The 16715-nt window shown below is 67.0% G+C and carries 13 protein-coding genes and 2 pseudogenes; 13 read left to right on the forward strand and 2 right to left on the reverse strand.

Going from position 1 to position 16715, the window contains the following annotated elements; genetic code table 11:
* Positions 1-84: 84 nt before the first annotated feature.
* A complete protein-coding gene (locus tag B7G54_RS28910; RefSeq protein ID WP_039346187.1) occupies positions 85-375 on the reverse strand; it encodes a YciI family protein in 291 nt (96 codons plus the stop codon).
* A gap of 229 nt (positions 376-604) precedes the next feature.
* Here B7G54_RS28910 and B7G54_RS28915 point away from each other — a divergent pair, with 229 nt between their 5' ends.
* The 4 genes and pseudogenes from B7G54_RS28915 (at position 605) to B7G54_RS40255 (ending at position 4291) form a co-directional block, all read left to right on the forward strand.
* The gene (locus tag B7G54_RS28915; RefSeq protein WP_085042143.1) at positions 605-2209 is read left to right on the forward strand and encodes a methyl-accepting chemotaxis protein; all 1605 of its coding nucleotides are present in this window, start codon (positions 605-607) and stop codon (positions 2207-2209) included.
* Positions 2210-2413: 204 nt separating this feature from the next.
* The gene (locus B7G54_RS28920) at positions 2414-3229 is read left to right on the forward strand and encodes a MetQ/NlpA family ABC transporter substrate-binding protein (protein WP_085042144.1); all 816 of its coding nucleotides are present in this window, start codon (positions 2414-2416) and stop codon (positions 3227-3229) included.
* Between the two features lie 437 nt (positions 3230-3666).
* A pseudogene (locus B7G54_RS28925) lies at positions 3667-3967 on the forward strand (STM2901 family protein).
* Between the two features lie 58 nt (positions 3968-4025).
* Positions 4026-4291: pseudogene (locus tag B7G54_RS40255) on the forward strand (DUF1493 family protein).
* A gap of 102 nt (positions 4292-4393) precedes the next feature.
* Here the strand turns inward: B7G54_RS40255 and B7G54_RS28935 are convergent.
* Entirely contained in the window at positions 4394-4702 is a 309-nt protein-coding gene (locus tag B7G54_RS28935) for a VF_A0006 family four-cysteine protein (RefSeq protein WP_085042145.1), read from the reverse strand.
* A 333-nt stretch (positions 4703-5035) separates the two neighbouring features.
* Here B7G54_RS28935 and B7G54_RS28940 point away from each other — a divergent pair, with 333 nt between their 5' ends.
* From B7G54_RS28940 to B7G54_RS28980, 9 genes are all read left to right on the forward strand, one after another.
* Positions 5036-6001, forward strand: a complete 966-nt coding sequence (locus tag B7G54_RS28940) for an ABC transporter substrate-binding protein (RefSeq protein WP_085042146.1) — start codon at positions 5036-5038, stop codon at positions 5999-6001.
* Between the two features lie 139 nt (positions 6002-6140).
* Positions 6141-7037, forward strand: coding sequence for an ABC transporter permease (locus B7G54_RS28945; protein WP_039346181.1), 897 nt, complete (start codon positions 6141-6143; stop codon positions 7035-7037).
* A gap of 1 nt (position 7038) precedes the next feature.
* Positions 7039-7833, forward strand: coding sequence for an ABC transporter ATP-binding protein (locus B7G54_RS28950; RefSeq protein ID WP_085042147.1), 795 nt, complete (start codon positions 7039-7041; stop codon positions 7831-7833).
* Between the two features lie 262 nt (positions 7834-8095).
* Positions 8096-8803 (forward strand): translesion DNA synthesis-associated protein ImuA, encoded by a 708-nt coding sequence (gene imuA, locus B7G54_RS28955; RefSeq protein WP_085042148.1) that lies wholly within the window; start codon positions 8096-8098, stop codon positions 8801-8803.
* On the forward strand, positions 8736-10229 hold the full coding sequence (locus B7G54_RS28960) for a Y-family DNA polymerase (RefSeq protein WP_085042149.1): 1494 nt from the start codon (positions 8736-8738) through the stop codon (positions 10227-10229). Before imuA ends, B7G54_RS28960 begins: the two co-directional genes overlap by 68 nt.
* 6 nt (positions 10230-10235) lie before the next feature.
* On the forward strand, positions 10236-13439 hold the full coding sequence (locus tag B7G54_RS28965) for an error-prone DNA polymerase (protein ID WP_085042150.1): 3204 nt from the start codon (positions 10236-10238) through the stop codon (positions 13437-13439).
* Positions 13440-13764: 325 nt separating this feature from the next.
* Complete coding sequence (locus B7G54_RS28970) at positions 13765-14499, forward strand: GntR family transcriptional regulator (protein WP_085042151.1); 735 nt, start codon at positions 13765-13767, stop codon at positions 14497-14499.
* 98 nt (positions 14500-14597) lie between these two features.
* Positions 14598-15701 (forward strand): N-acetylglucosamine-6-phosphate deacetylase, encoded by a 1104-nt coding sequence (gene nagA / locus B7G54_RS28975; RefSeq protein ID WP_085042152.1) that lies wholly within the window; start codon positions 14598-14600, stop codon positions 15699-15701.
* Entirely contained in the window at positions 15694-16701 is a 1008-nt protein-coding gene (locus B7G54_RS28980; RefSeq protein WP_085042153.1) for an SIS domain-containing protein, read from the forward strand. The genes nagA and B7G54_RS28980 overlap by 8 nt, the downstream gene beginning before the upstream one ends.
* Positions 16702-16715: the final 14 nt, after the last annotated feature.

Here is a 16715-nt window from a genome sequence, read left to right on the forward strand (position 1 = left end):
ACGCTTTCCCGCTCTCCTCGTTGTTTGCATGCGCCGCCTGTCGGGCGGCGTATCGGCCTGCGCGCGCATCGCGCAGGTGTCGCGTTACGGCAGCGCGGGTACGTTGAAGCCGGATGCGGCACGCGTGATCCGGAATTCCGTCACGCGATACGTGGCGAGCCCCTCGGTGACGAACGGATCGGTCTTCAGGATCGCGTCCAGCTCGTCGCGATCGATGCGGGCCGCGAGGATCACGCCGCCTTCGCGCGGCACCTTCGGTCCCGCTGCGATGAAGATGCCCTTGTCGAACTGCGGCTGCAGAAAGGCGCGATGGCGTTCGAGCGCATCGTCGATGCGCTCGAGCGATGCGGTGTAGTGGATGTCGATGACGTACATGGATGGCCCCCGGAATGGCGCCGGCGCTTTGCGCGCCGGCCAGCCGGTCTTTTTAGCACAGCGTATGCGGGCTGTCGCGCCGGCGGTTGCGTGCGGGGCGAGGGGGCATGCCGAGCGCCGGTTCGTATTCAAGTTGTAAGCCTCGGTGCCGTAAATAAATGGGCAAGCGTTTGCGCGCGGCAGGCCGTTCGCGCGCAGCGCGCGCATCGACATCGACAAAGGCACGCAGATGAGCAGAATGAGTTTGAACCGCAAGCTGTGGCTCGCGCTTGCGCTGGTATGGATCGGGCTCCTGGGCGTCGGCGCATGGAGTGCGTACGAGACGCGCGCGACGATGCTCGCCGAACGCAAGGCAGGCATCGCGAATCTCGTCGACTCGGCGGCCGGCATCGTGACGGCGTATCACGCACTCGCGCAGGGCGGCACGCTGCCCGAGGCCGATGCGAAGCGCGACGCGCTCGCGAGCCTCGCCGCGATGCGCTACGGCGATTCGGGCTACGTGTTCGTGATGGACTCGAAACCGGTCGTGCTGATGCATCCGACGCTGCCGAAGCTGGTCGGCACGCAGGTCGGCGACTATCTCGACCCGGACGGCAAGCCGCTGTTCGTCACGATCCTGAACGCGGCGAAGGAAACCGGCAGCGGCTTCGCCGAATACCGCGGGCGCCTGCCGCACAGCGAGACCGCCGTGCCGAAGATCAGCTACGTCACGCGCTTCACGCCCTGGGACTGGAACATCTCGAGCGGCGTCTTCCTGAAGGACATCGACACCATCTATTACCGGACGCTGCTCGGCCACCTTCTGGTCGTGTTCGTGATCGGCTTCGTGATCAGCGCGGCGATGCTGGTGATCATCCGCAACGTGCGCAGCAGCCTCGGCGGCGAGCCCGACGAAGCGGCCGCGCTCGCGGCGCGCATCGCGCAGGGCGACCTGACGCAGCCGGTGCCCGTGCGTGCGGGCGACCGCACGAGCATGATGGCCGCGATGCACGACATGCAGGCACGGCTGCAGGCGACGATCGGCGGGATTCGGCAGTCGGCCGGATCGATCGCGTCGGCGAGCCGCCAGATCTCGGCCGGCAACGACGACCTGTCGCAGCGCACCGAGGAGCAGGCCGCGTCGCTGGAAGAAACCGCCGCGAGCATGGAGCAGCTGACCGCGACGGTGAAGCAGAACGCCGACAACGCGCGGCAGGCGAGCGGGCTTGCGAACAGCGCATCGGAGATCGCGCGCACGGGGAGCGACGTCGTGAACCGCGTGATCGGCACGATGGGCGAGATCGACGACAGCTCGCGCAAGATTGCCGACATCATCGGCGTGATCGAAGGCATCGCATTCCAGACCAACATCCTCGCACTGAATGCGGCAGTCGAAGCCGCGCGCGCCGGCGAGCAGGGCCGCGGCTTCGCGGTGGTCGCGGGCGAAGTGCGCTCGCTTGCGCAGCGCAGCGCGACGGCCTCGAAGGAGATCCGCGAGCTGATCGTCGATTCGGTCGAGCGCGTGCGCAACGGGTCGACGTTGGTCGGCCAGGCCGGCACGACGATGGGCGAGATCCTGCAGGCCGTCGCACGCGTGACCGACATCATGGGCGAGATCGCGGCGGCGTCCGAGGAGCAGGCGAGCGGCATCACGCAGGTCGGGCGCGCGGTCACGCAGATGGACCAGGTGACGCAGCAGAACGCGGCGCTCGTCGAGGAGGCCGCCGCGGCCGCCGCGTCGCTGCAGGAACAGGCCGCGCGGCTGCGCGACACGGTTGGCGCGTTCCGGGTCGGCGGGCAGGCGGTCGAACCTGCATTCGACACGAAGGCGGCCGTTCGGGCGGCGGTGGCGTGACGCGCTCAGGCTGATGCGCAACTCGCATAAACGCAACTAACCGCCGAGTCGCGCAACCTCTGCCAGCACCGCTGCGGTGCATACCCATATGAGCGGGATGTATTTCACTTCCCGCCGATCCTGTGACACCATTTGCCCCTTCCTGCGAGTCGGGGCATACCCGTATCGCGCCCCATTTTTAGTAAGCAAGCAAGCGAGAAACAGATGAAGCGTCGCAGTCTCCTGAAGGTATTTTCCGTGCTGGCCACCGGTGCAGCGCTGACGCTGTCGGCAGGCGCGCACGCCGAAGACAAGGTGATCAAGGTCGGCACGGTCGCCGGCCCGGATTCGGAAGTGTGGCAACTCGTGCAGAAGGTCGCGAAGGAGAAGGAAGGCCTGAACGTGAAGGTCATCGAGTTCAACGACTACGTGCAGCCGAACGCGGCGCTCGACTCGGGCGACCTCGACGCGAACAGCTTCCAGCACCAGCCCTACCTCGACAGCCAGGTGAAGCAGCGCGGCTACAAGATCGTCAGCGCGGGCCTGACCTACATCTCGCCGATGGGCGTGTACTCGAAGAAGTTCAAGGCGCTGAAGGACCTGCCGCAAGGCGCGAAGCTCGCGGTGCCGAACGATCCGTCGAACGAGAACCGCGCGCTGCTGCTGCTGCAGACGCAAGGCGTGATCAAGCTGAAGGCGGGCGCCGGCACGGGCGGCAACAACGCGACGGTGCTCGACATCGTCGAGAACCCGAAGAAGCTGAAGATCTCCGAACTCGACGCCGCGCAACTGCCGCGCGTGCTGTCGGACGTCGACGCGGCCGTGATCAACACGAACTACGCGCTCGCCGCGAACCTGCAGCCGACCAAGGACGCGATCGCGCTGGAAGCGCTGACGAGCCCGTATGCGAACCTGATCGCCGTGCGCGCGAAGGACAAGGATCAGCCGTGGGTGAAGAAGCTGGTCAAGGCGTACCAGTCGCCGGAAGTGAGGGAGTTCATCAAGAAGCAGTTCAAGGGCTCGATGGTCGCGTCGTTCTGAACGCGATCGGGTGACCGAACGAAGGCCTGCACGTGTGCAGGCCTTTTTTATGTGCGATCGGTGTGCTTTCGAGATTCAGGGGCAGCGCGAAGTTACACATTTCAATTGCATTGAAGTTCATTGATAAAAGCCGTTTGGTAACGGTTCGTCACGCTGGTATGGAACGTATGCGCCGTCGCTCGAATTCAGCATCGACATGCACGCTCTCTCTTTGGTGTCCCGTTGCGCCCCGTCACTGTTCACGCCGAGCCAAATAACGATCTATTTCGCGTGAGGCTCCAGCGTCGTTGCGGAGCGATCGGACAACAAATCGGCAGGGTATGTCGGCGCAATAACCGTATGTCTTCGTTAGACTAAAAAGCAGTGTTAAAAATCACACGCGAGGACGCTGAATGGGTGCTGTCGAGAAATCGAGTGGGACTTGCAGTTATTACGGGATGATCAATCTGACCGCGGAAGAGTTGTTCTTCTGGATCATGGTCGACGAAACGATGAATCAGTTGGGCGAGAAGAGTTTTTCAAAAGGCTCAATTCCCGTTTGGTTTGAAATTGCCAACAATGGTGGGCGGTCCCGTACGAAATTTGAAAATCAGGTTGGTTCGAAACATCGGTACCTTTGTAGGAAGAACGATCCCCGTGCTGGGCTGGGTAATTCTTGCAAGCGATATTTATATTATTTCCGGCAAGGCGGTGGCTCACTACAATAGAGTTGCGAGAGGGGAGGATAGGCTATGGTAGATCTTGAGAAAAGAGTGATTGAGTTTGTAAGGAAAAATCCGGATTCTCTATATCATTCATGGCTGATGAGATAACGGAAAGTACCGATTTTGATCTGGACTTGAATTTTGATGATTGTGAGGTCGAGGATCTGATGCGGGAGTATTCGGTGAAATTTAATGTTGATATAAGCGGGTTTGATATAAAAAATATTATCCGGAAGACGATTCTTCGTTTTTTGACTTGATCAATCCATTTAAGAAAAGAGTGATCCATCGTGTTCCGGATCTGAAGGTTCGAATGCTGATCGCATCGGCAAAAGCGGGACGCTGGCTCTACGACTGACTGCTCACCGAGTTTGCCTACGACCTGACGGGCGCGCTGTGCGGTGTTGCTGCAAACATCGCGCAGCCCCTTTTTTCATATCGGTGCACGTCCGCCGTCCGCTCACATCTCGCCGCGCCGCGAGCAGATCGACATGATCTGCTGGATCGCATAGTTGTCGCGCACGCCCGGCAGCGACTGCACGACGCACTCGTGAAAGCGCCGCTCGCGCGGCAGCAGCATCGCGTTGTTGCGGTACAGCGCGTCGCACGAGCGCTGGATCAGCTGGGCCGCCGCCCCGTTGCGGCTTTCGCGCAGCGCATTGAGCATGCAGTCGTCGTATTGCGCATTGCCGTCGGTCAGCGCGAATGCCGCGCCCGGCAGCACCACTGCAACGGCTGCGAATGCGATGGCTCGGATCCCCCGTTTCATGTGCCCTCCGATGGCGTGGACTGGGTCGGCCGACAGCATAACGTAAAGCCGTCAGCGCGGCTGACGCGTTGCGCCGGGGCCGGCGGGAACCGCCGCCGGCCGGGCTTCGCGCGCGTTCGTGGGCTTCGGCGGGCGCTGCGATCCGGGGCGTGATGCGAAAGCGCGGAGTCAGGCGGTGGTCTGCGGAAATGGTATCCTCGTGCGTTCGCCGCTGCACGCCTTCCCGGGGCGCGCACGGGCCGGCTGCCACTGCGTTGCACGCGTGGCGGCGCCCGCACGACGGCGGCGGGAATCCATCATCCAGAACCGACACAATACGGGGGAGACACACCCATGAAGCGTTTCAAGACTTTCGCGATCCGTTCGATCACGGCCGGCGTGGCCGCACTCGCGCTGGCCGGTGCCGCGCACGCACAGACCGTCAAGGTGCTGTCGATCGTCGATCACCCGGCGCTCGATGCGATCCGCGACGGTGTGCGCGCCGAGCTGAAGGCGGAAGGCTACGGCGACGACAAGCTCAAGTGGGAATACCAGAGCGCACAGGGCAACACGGGCACGGCCGCGCAGATCGCGCGCAAGTTCGTCGGCGACCAGCCCGACGTGATCGTCGCGATCGCGACGCCGGCCGCGCAGGCGGTGGTCGCGTCGACGAAGAGCGTGCCGGTCGTCTATTCGGGCGTGACCGATCCGGTCGCCGCGCAGCTCGTGAAGGGCTGGGGCCCGTCGGGCACCAACGTGACGGGCGTGTCCGACAAGCTGCCGCTCGATCGCCAGGTTGCGCTGATCAAGCGCGTCGTGCCGAATGCGAAGACGGTCGGCATGGTCTACAACCCGGGCGAGGCGAACTCGGTCGTCGTCGTGAAGGCGCTCAAGGAGATCCTCGCGAAGCAGGGGATGACGCTGAAGGAAGCCGCTGCGCCGCGTACCGTCGACATCGGCCCGGCCGCGAAGAGCCTGATCGGCAAGGTCGACGTGATCTACACGAACACCGACAACAACGTCGTGTCCGCATATGAAGCGCTCGTGAAGGTCGCGAACGAAGCGAAGATTCCGCTCGTCGCCGGCGACACCGACAGCGTGAAGCGCGGCGGCATCGCGGCGCTCGGCATCAACTACGGCGACCTCGGCCGCCAGACGGGCAAGGTCGTCGCGCGCATCCTGAAGGGCGAGAAGCCGGGCGCGATCGCGTCGGAAACGAGCAGCAACCTCGAACTGTTCGCGAACACGGGCGCGGCCGCGAAGCAGGGCGTGACGCTGTCGCCGGATCTGCTCAAGGACGCGAAGACGGTCATCAAGTAAGCCGCGGCCCGAGCGCTGCGCTTGCGGGCCCGATCCGGGCCCGAACGACACCGCCGGACGGGCGGCTCCCACCCGGGGCCGCCCGTTCGCTTCGCCCGGCCGTATACGTCCGGCCGGGAAGCAACAGGATTTCCCCATCATGTCTCTGTTCTCGTTTCTGGGCGCCCTGGAGATCGGCCTGATCTTCAGCCTCGTCGCCCTCGGGGTGCTGATCTCGTTTCGCATCCTCAACTTCCCTGACCTCACCGTCGACGGCAGCTTTCCGCTCGGCGGCGCCGTCGCCGCGACGCTGATCTCGGCCGGCTACGACCCGTTCAGCTCGACCTGCATCGCGATCGTCGCGGGCGCGGTGGCCGGCTTCATCACCGGCTGGCTCAACGTGCGCCTGAAGATCATGGATCTGCTCGCCAGTATCCTGATGATGATCGCGCTCTATTCGGTGAACCTGCGGATCATGGGCCGGCCGAACGTGCCGCTCATCACCGAGCCGACCATTTTCACCGTGCTGCAGCCCGACTGGATGCCCGACTACGTGCTGCGCCCGGCGCTGCTCGCGATCGTCGTCGTGGTCGCGAAGCTCGGCCTCGACTGGTTCTTCTCGTCGCAGCTCGGCCTCGCGATGCGCGCGACCGGCGCGAACCCGCGGATGGCGCGCGCACAAGGCATCGCGACCGGCCGCGCGACGCTCGCCGGGATGGCGCTGTCGAATGCGCTCGTCGCGCTCGCAGGCGCATTGTTCGCGCAGACGCAGGGCGGCGCGGATATCTCGATGGGGATCGGCACGATCGTGATCGGGCTGGCCGCCGTGATCATCGGCGAGACGCTGCTGCCGGCGCGCCGGCTCGTGCTGACGACGCTCGCCGTCGTGCTCGGCGCGATCGTCTATCGCTTCTTCATCGCCCTTGCGCTGAACAGCGAATTCATCGGGCTCAAGGCGCAGGACCTGAACCTCGTGACGGCCGCGCTCGTCACGATCGCGCTGGTGCTGCCGGCGACGCGCAAGAAGCTGTTCGCGCGCAAGAACGGAGGGGCCTGACATGCTGTCCGCACAAGACCTGAAACTCACGTTCAATCCCGGCACGCCGATCGAGACGCGCGCGCTGCGCGGGCTGTCGCTCGAGATTCCCGACGGCCAGTTCGTTGCGGTGATCGGCTCGAACGGCGCCGGCAAGTCGACCTTCCTCAATGCGGTCAGCGGCGACCAGGCCGTCGATGCGGGACGTATCTCGATCGACGGCACGGACGTCACGCGCAAGGCCGCGTGGGATCGCGCGCACCTCGTCGCGCGCGTGTTCCAGGATCCGATGGCCGGCACCTGCGAGGCGCTGACGATCGAGGAGAACATGGCGCTCGCGATGGCGCGCGGTGCGCGGCGCGGCTTCCGGGCTGCGCTCGACCGGCCGTCGCGCGAGCTGTTCCGCGACAAGCTGCGACTCCTGAACCTCGGTCTCGAGAACCGGCTGACCGACCGGATCGGGCTGCTGTCTGGCGGCCAGCGGCAGGCGGTGAGCCTCTTGATGGCGTCGCTGCGGCCGTCGCGGATCCTGCTGCTCGACGAGCACACGGCCGCGCTCGATCCGAAGACGGCTGCGTTCGTGCTGGAGCTGACCGCACGCATCGTCGCCGAGAGCAAGCTGACGACGATGATGGTCACGCACAGCATGCGGCAGGCGCTCGACTACGGCGATCGCACGGTGATGCTGCATCAGGGGCAGGTCGTGCTCGACGTGTCGGGCGACGCGCGCAAGGGGCTCGACGTGCCGGACCTGCTGCAGATGTTCGAGAAGGTGCGTCACGAGCAGCTCGACGACGACGCTTTGCTGCTCAGCTGACGGGGGACGGCGCGGTGCGGGATGCTGCATCGTGCCGGTTCGTCCGCGGAGTGGCGTGCGGGCCCGGCCGGGCGACTCGGGCCGGATGGCGGTGGAGCGCGTTCGGACACGTTCCGGCCGCGCCCGCTCCGGTGCGGCATAACATGACGGCCGCGCCCGTTTCTCCGTCGTTTTCTTCTGATGAAAACCGGTTTTGCACCGGTGCTGTGCGGCGCGAGCGCATTGCCATATACTGTATATCCATACAGTTGTGGGTGGCGTCATGCTCGCATCCTCCATTTCTCCCGAATCCCTTCATCCGTCCCTTTGGCGCGGTTCGCAACTCGCGCGCGGCGGTTCGCGCACGATCGATACCGGTTTCGCACCGCTGTCGGCCGAGTTGCCGGGCGGTGGCTGGCCGGTCGGCGGGCTCGTCGAACTGCTGGCCGCGCAGCCGGGCTGCGGCGAGATGCGGCTGCTCGCGCCCGCGCTCGCGCGCACCGTCAGCGCCCGGCGGCCACTCGCGCTCGTCGCGCCGCCGCAGTCGCCGCATGCGACTGCGCTCGCCAGTCTCGGCGTGCCGGCCGACGCGCTGTTGTGGCTGCGTGCCGGCAGCCGCACGGATGCGCTGTGGGCCGCCGAGCAGGCGCTCAAGACCGGCTGTTGCGGCGCGCTGCTGCTGTGGCAGGACGCGCGTCCCGATGCGCTGCGGCGCCTGCATCTCGCGGCCGCGCGCACGGGCGACACGCTGTTCGTGATGCTGCGCCCGCTGTCGGCCGAGCGGCAACCGTCGCCGGCCGTGCTGCGCGTCGCGCTGTACCCGGTGCCGGGCGGCGTGTCGCTCGACATCGTCAAGCGGCGCGGCCCCGCCCGCAGCGAGCCGCTCGTGCTCGACCTGCCGTCGCCTATCGTGGAGAGCCGCTATGCGCGTCTTGCTCGGCATCCATCTGCCGCGCCTGCCGCTCGACGTGTGCGCCCCGCCGCCGTCTGACGCAGCGGCCGGCGGCGCGGGCTGTGCGGTGCTCGAGCAGGGTGTCGTGCTGATCGCCGATGCGGCCGCGCGGCGGCAGGGCGTGCGCGCGGGCATGAAGCGCGGCGGCGTGCTCACGCTTGCGCCCGAGACGCAGCTCGTCGAACGCGATCCCGCACGCGAGGCCGATGCGCTGCGCGCGGTCGCGCTCGCGTTGCTGCGTTTCTCGCCGTGCGTCGCGCTCGACGACGAAGCCACGCTGCTCGTCGACGTCGGCCCGAGCCTGCGGCTGTTCGGCGGCCTGCCGTCGCTGTGCCGCCAGGTGCGCGCGACGCTCGCGGCGCTCGGCTATGCGGCGCGCCTGTCCGCCGCGCCGACCGGGGGCGGCGCGTGGCTGCTCGCGCGTGTGTCGGCCCGCGCGCGCATCCGGCGCCGCATCGCCGGCCACGCGTCGCTCGTTCGCGTGCTCGACAGGCTGCCGTGCGTGCTGCTGCCCGATGCGCGTCCGTATGCGGGCTGGTTCGACGGCCTCGGCTGCCGCACGCTCGCCGATCTGCGCGGCCTGCCGCGCGCGGGGCTGCAGCGCCGTTGCGGCCCCGCGCTGCTGGCCGCGCTCGATCGTGCGTATGGCGACGCGGTCGAGCCGCTTGCATGGATGGCGGTGCCGCCCGTGTTCGACGTGCGGCTCGAATTGCCGGAGCGCGTCGAATACGCGGAAGCCGTGCTGTTCGCCGCGCGGCGGCTCGTTGTGCAGCTCTGCGGCTGGCTGGCCGCGCGGCAACTGTCGCTGGCCGCGATGACGTTCGATCTCGAGCACGAGCGCGGCCGCCAGGCCGTGCCGCCGACGCCGCTCGAGCTCGCGTTCGCGTCGCCCGTGCGTGACGAGGCGCATTTCATGCGGCTGCTCGGCGAGCGGCTCGCGCGCGTCGAGTTGCCGGCCGCGGTGATCGCGGTGCGTCTGAAGGCGACGCGCGTCGAATCGGTTGCACCGCCGGCCGACGATCTTTTCCCCGAGCCGGGCGGCACGCGCGAGACGCGCGCGCGGCTGTTCGAGTTGCTGGTCGCGCGGCTCGGTGCGGAGAACGTGCTGCGCGCGGCGCCCGTCGCCGATCACCGGCCCGAGGCCGCGAACCGCTGGCTGCCGCTCGATGCGCAGGCCGGCAAGCCGGCCAGTGGGCCGCCGGTGGTGCCGCCGCGGCCGGCGTGGCTGCTGGCCGAGCCGTTGCTGCTCCTGATGCGTGGCGAGCGGCCGGTATTCCATACGCCGCTGAGGAGGATGTCGTCGGCGGAGCGGATCGAGGCCGGATGGTTCGATGGCCAGCTCGCTGCGCGCGATTACTACGTTGCGCAGGACGAAGCCGGTGCGTGCTACTGGATTTTTCAGGAACTGCCGAGCAGCAGTGGCGGGATCGAACCGCACTGGTTCCTGCACGGCTTGTTCGGGTGAACGGAGATGGTTGCGGAATTCAGCTGGCTGCCCGATTACGCGGAGTTGTTCTGCCGTTCGAACTTTTCGTTCCTGCATGGCGCGTCGCATGCGGACGAACTGGTCGAACGTGCGGTGGAACTCGGCTATCGCGGAATCGCGATCACCGACGAATGCTCGCTCGCCGGCGCGCCGCGCATGCATGTCGCGGCGAAGGCGAAAGGGCTGCCGCTCGTCATCGGTTCGTACTTCGAAGTCACGCCGGATGACGTCGCGCCCGGCCACGACCCGGGCCCCGGTGCGTTCGGGCTCGTGTTGCTCGCGCAGAACCGCGAGGGGTACGGCAACCTGTCCGAACTGATTTCGTGGCGGCGGATGGCGTCGCCGAAGGGTACTTACAAGCTGACGTCGCGGATGCTGTCGGCACCGCCTGCGGAGTTTGCGCACTTGCGCGGCATGCCCGACTGTTTCGCGATTCTCGTGCCCACCTACCCGGTGCGGGCCGACGTGCTCGATGCGCAGGTCGCGTGGTTTCGCGCGACGTTCGGCGAGCGTGCGCGGCTCGGGCTCGTGCAGTTGCAGCGCGCGCTGGACGGCGCGCAGCGCGAGGAGATTCGCGCTGCGGCTGAGCGGCGCGGGGTGCGTGTCGTTGCGCTCGGCGACGTGACGATGCACCGGCGCTCGTGCAAGGAGCTGCAGGACGTGATGACGGCAATCCGCGTCGGCATGCCGGTTTCGGAGTGCGGCTATGCGCTGGCGCCGAATGCGGAACAGCATCTGCGTTTGCGACAGCGCATCGGGCAGTTGTACTCGGCGGACGAGATCGCGGAGACCTGCACGATTCTCGATACGTGCGATTTCAAACTGGACACGCTGCGCTACGAGTATCCCGACGAGATCGTGCCGAAGGGGCATACGCCGACGAGTTATCTCGAGCAGGAGACTCGGGGCGGCGCACTTCAACGTTACGCCGGAAAGATACCCGGGCACGTGCAGGAGCGGATCGATTACGAGTTGGCGCTGATCGAGAAGCTGAGCTACGAACCGTTCTTCCTGACCGTCTACGACATCGTCAAATACGCGCGCAGCCAGAACATCCTGTGCCAAGGGCGAGGCTCGGCGGCGAACTCGGTCGTTTGCTTCTGCCTCGGCATCACCGAAGTGAATCCCGAGCAGAGCACGATGCTGTTCGAACGCTTCATCAGCGCGGAGCGTGGCGAGCCGCCCGATATCGACGTCGACTTCGAGCATCAGCGCCGGGAAGAGGTGATCCAGCACATCTACAAGAAATACGGAGACGACCGTGCCGCACTCGCGGCCGCTGTATCGACCTACCGTCCGCGTGGTGTGCTGCGCGAAACCGGCAAGGCGCTCGGTGTCGATCCGATGCTGGTCGATCGTGTCGCGAAGGGACACCGCTGGTTCGACGGTAGCCGCGATCTGCTGCAACAATTCGGGACGATCGGGCTTGATCCGCAGACGCCGCTCATCCAGGCATGGGCCCGACTCGCCGCGCGGCTCCTCAACTTTCCGCGCCACCTGTCGCAGCATTCGGGCGGGTTCGTGATCAGTCGCGGCAAGCTCACGCGGCTTGTGCCGGTTGAAAACGCGGCGATGGATGGGCGTCGAGTGATTCAGTGGGATAAAGACGATCTCGAATCGCTCAAGCTGATGAAGGTCGACGTGCTCGCGCTCGGCATGCTGTCGGCGCTGCATCGCGCATTCGACATGCGCACCGCGTGGCGCGGGCCGCCGGAACCGGACGGCGAGCCGTTCACGCTGAAGCACATTCCGCAGGACGATGAAGCGACTTACGACATGATCTGCCGCGCCGATACGGTCGGTGTGTTCCAGATCGAATCGCGCGCGCAGATGTCGATGCTGCCGCGCCTGCGGCCGCGCACCTATTACGACCTGGTGATCGAGGTCGCGATCGTGCGGCCGGGGCCGATCCAGGGCGGGGCGGTACACCCCTATCTGAAACGGCGTCAGGGCATCGAAAAGGTCAGTTATCCAAAGGAAGACCTGAAGCCTGCGCTCGAACGCACGAAGGGCGTGCCGATCTTCCAGGAGCAGGTGATGCAGATCGCGATGATCGCGGCAGGCTTCACACCCGGCGAGGCTGATGAACTGCGTCGCGCGATGGCCGCCTGGAAGCGCAAGGGCAATCTCGAGCAGTATCACCGCAAGATCGTCGACGGGATGCGGGAGCGCGACTATCCGCCTGAATTCGCCGAGCAGATCTTCGAGCAGATCAAGGGCTTCGGCGATTACGGTTTCCCCGAAAGCCACGCGGCGAGCTTCGCGAAACTCGCCTACGCGAGCAGCTGGCTCAAGTGCCACGAACCCGCGATCTTCCTCGCGGCACTGCTGAACAGCCAGCCGATGGGTTTCTACCCGCCGTCACAACTCGTGCAGGACGCGAAGCGCCACGGCGTGCAGGTGCTGCCGATCGACGTGACGCAAAGCAACTGGGAAGCATCGCTCGAAGCGCTGCCCGGCCAGTTGCCGCCGCACGGCCAGCCGGCCGTGCGGCTCGGCCTGTCGCTCGTGCGCGGCCTCGGCGAAACCGCCGCGCGCCGCATCGAAGCCGCACGCGCCGCCGGCCCGTTCGACAACGTCGACACGCTCGCGCGCCGCGCGCAGCTCGAACGCCGCGACCTCGAAGCGCTCGCCGCCGCGAACGCGCTCGCGACACTTGCCGGCCACCGCCGCGATGCGCTGTGGCAAGCGGTTGCAGCAGCGCCCGAACGCGACCTGCTGGCCGCCGCGCCGATCGACGAACCCGAGCAGCCCGCACTCGGCGCGCCGTCGGAAGCCGACGACATCCTCGCCGACTATCACACCACCGGCCTCACGCTGAACCGCCACCCCGTCGCGCTGCTGCGGCCCGCGCTGCGCGCGCGGCGGCTGTCGTCCGCGGCCGAACTGCACGACCGGCCCGACGGCCGGCTCGCAAGAGCGTGCGGGCTCGTGACCGCGCGGCAGATGCCGGGCACCGCGAAAGGCGTGATGTTCATGACGCTCGAGGACGAAACGGGCTGCGTGAACCTGATCGTCCGGCCCGAACTGCTCGCGCGGCAGCGCCGCGAAACCCTCGATTCGCGGCTGCTCGCCGCATCCGGCGTGTGGCAGGTCGCGAGCGACGTGAGGCACCTCGTCGTGCAGCATTTCGAGGATCTGACGCCGCTGCTCGGCGGTTTGCGTACGTCGAGCCGCGAATTCCACTGACGCAACCGGCGCGCGCCGCCGAACGCGCGGTGCCTGGCCGCCCATGCATACCAGTCGGCTCAACTGGTTCTATTCAGGTCTTGTATTCGTGCCCAAAACCTGGCCGAACCGCGTACTGGGACTGTCCCTTTGCATACCAATCCGGGTAAATCCCTATCCCGCACCTCGTTGTAAACAAAGGGTTTATATGAGCTAAACCGCTTGCCGGACAAGGCTTTCGGCGATTTCGGCACCGCTAATACCAGTTCGTTGACTGGTATTATGGTGGTTATATAATGCCCTCACTTTCGACGGCCTGCGGTCGTCGTCCGACACCCGGAGGCACATGGAAACCGGCTGGTCCGAACTGGCGCCCGATCCCCTCGGCGACACGCCGCTCTATCTGCAGCTCGCCCGCAACCTGGCGAGCGCGATCCACGCCGGCGCGTGGCGGGCCGGCGAGGCGCTGCCGTCGGAGCGGCTGCTGTCGGTGTCGGTCGGCGTGTCGCGGATCACGGCCCGCCGTGCACTCGCGCTGCTGGTCGAGCAGGGGCTGATCAAGCGGGCGCGCGGGGCGGGCAGCTTCATCACGCCGCGCGTCGCCGATCCGCTGTCGCGTCTCGTCGGCTTCACCGCGAAGATGCAGCAGCGCGGCTTCGTGCCCGATTCGGTGTGGCTGTCGCGCACGCTGCGCGCCGCAAACCGCGACGAGATCACGCGTCTCGGCCTCGCGCCCGGCGCGACGGTGGCGCGGCTCGAGCGGCTGCGCCGCGCGGACGGCATCGTGATGGCCGTCGAGCACTCGACGCTGCCGGCTGCGGTGGTGCCCGATCCGCTGGCGCTCGGTGCGTCGCTGTACGAATACCTCGAGGCGCGCGGGATGACCGTCGTGCGCGCGCTGCAGCACTTTCGCGCGGCGAACGCGACCCACGCGATCGCGAAATGGATGGCGGTGAAGCCGGGCTCGGCACTGCTGGTGATCACGCGGATCGGCTACGGTGCCGACCAGCGCGCGATCGAAGTGAGCGAAACGTATTGCCGCGACGATTACTACGACTTCGTCGCCGAACTGAAACGCTGACGCGCGAGACTGCCCGCGCGCGACAGGCGTGAAGCAACGACACGAATGTGCAAATCACGACGCGGATGCCCGCGTCACCAGATCATCAAGAGAACGTCATGCTGACTGGAAACATCCTTACCCCCGACGGCTGGATTCACGGTTCGCTCGACAGCGAGAACGGCCGCATCACGACTCTCGACGGCACGCCCGTCGATCCCGCGAAGAACGACGCGCCTTACATCCTGCCCGGCTTCATTGACCTGCACGTGCACGGCGGCGGCGGCGCCGACGTGATGGAAGGCGGCGACGCGATCGAGACGATCGCCCGCACGCACGCGCAATACGGCACGACGAGCCTGCTCGCGACGACGATGACCGCGCCGCGCGACGAACTGATGAAAGTCGTCGGCAACCTCGGCAGCGTCGCGCGCACCCGCACGCCGGGCGGCGCGCGCGTGCTCGGCGTGCACCTCGAAGGCCCGTACATCAACCCCGGCAAGCTCGGCGCGCAGCCCGACGCGGCCGTGTCGGCCGTGCTCGACGAAGTGCTGAAGTACCTGTCGATCGCGCCGATCCGCGTCGTCACGCTCGCGCCGGAAATCGCCGGCCACATCGAGATCATCGGCGAGATGGCCGCGCGCGGCGTGCGCGTGCAGCTCGGCCATTCGCTCGCGACCTACGACGACGCGGTGGCCGCGCTCAAGCACGGCGCGTGCGGCTTTACGCACCTGTTCAACGCGATGTCGCCGCTGCATCACCGCAACCCGGGCCTGGTGGGCGCGGCGCTTGCTCACGCCGAATACGCGGAAATCATCCCCGACCTGCTGCACGTGCACCCGGGCGCGATTCGTGCGGCGCTGCGCGCGATCCCGCGCCTGTACGTCGTGACCGACAGCACGTCCGCAACGGGCATGCCCGACGGCGAATACCGGCTCGGCAGCCAGCACGTGACGAAGTGCCTCGGCGGCGTCCGGCTGGCCGACGGCACGCTCGCCGGCAGCACGCTGACGATGGACCAGGCGCTGCGCAACCTCGTGTCGCTCGGCCTGCCGATCGACGACGTGTCGAACCGGATGTCGCGCTATGCGGCCGACTACCTCGGCATCGCCGATCGCGGGCGCCTCGCGCGCGGCGCATGGGCCGATCTCGCGGTGTTCGATCGCGACCTGAACCTCACCGCGACCTATGTCGAAGGAGAATCGATTGTCGAATATGCTTAAGGAAGCGCGCGAGTCCGCCCAGGTCGTCGCCGCGCAGATTGCCGACACCACGCGCGTCGAAGCGCTCGCCGGCCAATTGCTCGATCACCCGCCGGCCGTCGCGCTGACGGTCGCGCGCGGCAGCTCGGATCACGCCGCGAGCTATTTCGCGAGCCTGACGATGAGCCGCCTCGGCGTGCCGGTCGCGTCGCTGCCGATGTCGGTCGCCACGCTGCAGCAGGCGCCGCTGAAGGTGCAGGACCAGCTCGCGATCGCCTTCTCCCAGTCGGGCAAGAGCCCCGATCTCGTCAATACGATGGCCGCGCTGCGCGAAGCCGGCGCGCGCACCGTCGCCGCCGTGAACGTGCTGCCGTCGCCGCTCGCCGACGCGTGCGAGCACCAGTTGCCGCTGCTTGCCGGCCCCGAACTGTCGGTGGCCGCGACGAAGAGCTATATCGCGATGCTGTCGCTGTCCGCGCAGATCGTCGCCTACTGGCAGCGCGACGCCGCGCTGATGACCGCACTGCGCGGCCTGCCCGACGTGCTCGCGCAGGCAGGCCAGCTCGACTGGTCGCAGGCCGTTGCCGCGCTGGCGGGTGTCGAGCGGATGATCGTGATCGGCCGCGGCCTGGGCCTCGCGATCGCGCAGGAAGCCGCGCTGAAGCTGAAGGAAACGTCCGGCATCCAGGCCGAGGCGTTCTCGAGCGCCGAAGTCCGTCACGGCCCGATGGAGCTGATCGACCGCGACTATCCGCTGCTCGTGTTCGCTCCGCCGGGGCCCGAGCAGGCCGGCCTGCTGCAGCTCGCCGCAGACATGCGCGCCCGCGGCGCCGCCGTGCTGCTCGCGGCGCCCGCCGGCACGCCCGGCGCGACGCTGCCGCTTGCGCAGTCCGCCCATTCGGCGCTCGACCCGATCGCCGCCATTCTTTCGTTCTACGTGATGGCGGCGGATCTCGCCGTCGCGCGCGGCCGCAATCCCGACACGCCGCGCCACCTGAACAAAGTCACCGAAACGCACTGATAGCCGAGACCGCC

Source organism: Burkholderia puraquae (assembly GCF_002099195.1).
GTDB classification, from domain to species: Bacteria; Pseudomonadota; Gammaproteobacteria; order Burkholderiales; family Burkholderiaceae; genus Burkholderia; species Burkholderia puraquae.

Excerpts from the sequence above, each read along its gene's own strand:
- B7G54_RS28910 (WP_039346187.1), bottom strand. The coding sequence starts at position 375 with ATGTACGTCATCGACATCCACTACACCGCATCGCTCGAGCGCATCGAC.
- B7G54_RS28915 (WP_085042143.1), top strand. The coding sequence starts at position 605 with ATGAGCAGAATGAGTTTGAACCGCAAGCTGTGGCTCGCGCTTGCGCTG.
- B7G54_RS28920 (WP_085042144.1), top strand. The coding sequence starts at position 2,414 with ATGAAGCGTCGCAGTCTCCTGAAGGTATTTTCCGTGCTGGCCACCGGT.
- B7G54_RS28935 (WP_085042145.1), bottom strand. The coding sequence starts at position 4,702 with ATGAAACGGGGGATCCGAGCCATCGCATTCGCAGCCGTTGCAGTGGTG.
- B7G54_RS28940 (WP_085042146.1), top strand. The coding sequence starts at position 5,036 with ATGAAGCGTTTCAAGACTTTCGCGATCCGTTCGATCACGGCCGGCGTG.
- B7G54_RS28945 (WP_039346181.1), top strand. The coding sequence starts at position 6,141 with ATGTCTCTGTTCTCGTTTCTGGGCGCCCTGGAGATCGGCCTGATCTTC.
- B7G54_RS28950 (WP_085042147.1), top strand. The coding sequence starts at position 7,039 with ATGCTGTCCGCACAAGACCTGAAACTCACGTTCAATCCCGGCACGCCG.
- imuA (WP_085042148.1), top strand. The coding sequence starts at position 8,096 with ATGCTCGCATCCTCCATTTCTCCCGAATCCCTTCATCCGTCCCTTTGG.
- B7G54_RS28960 (WP_085042149.1), top strand. The coding sequence starts at position 8,736 with ATGCGCGTCTTGCTCGGCATCCATCTGCCGCGCCTGCCGCTCGACGTG.
- B7G54_RS28965 (WP_085042150.1), top strand. The coding sequence starts at position 10,236 with ATGGTTGCGGAATTCAGCTGGCTGCCCGATTACGCGGAGTTGTTCTGC.
- B7G54_RS28970 (WP_085042151.1), top strand. The coding sequence starts at position 13,765 with ATGGAAACCGGCTGGTCCGAACTGGCGCCCGATCCCCTCGGCGACACG.
- nagA (WP_085042152.1), top strand. The coding sequence starts at position 14,598 with ATGCTGACTGGAAACATCCTTACCCCCGACGGCTGGATTCACGGTTCG.
- B7G54_RS28980 (WP_085042153.1), top strand. The coding sequence starts at position 15,694 with ATGCTTAAGGAAGCGCGCGAGTCCGCCCAGGTCGTCGCCGCGCAGATT.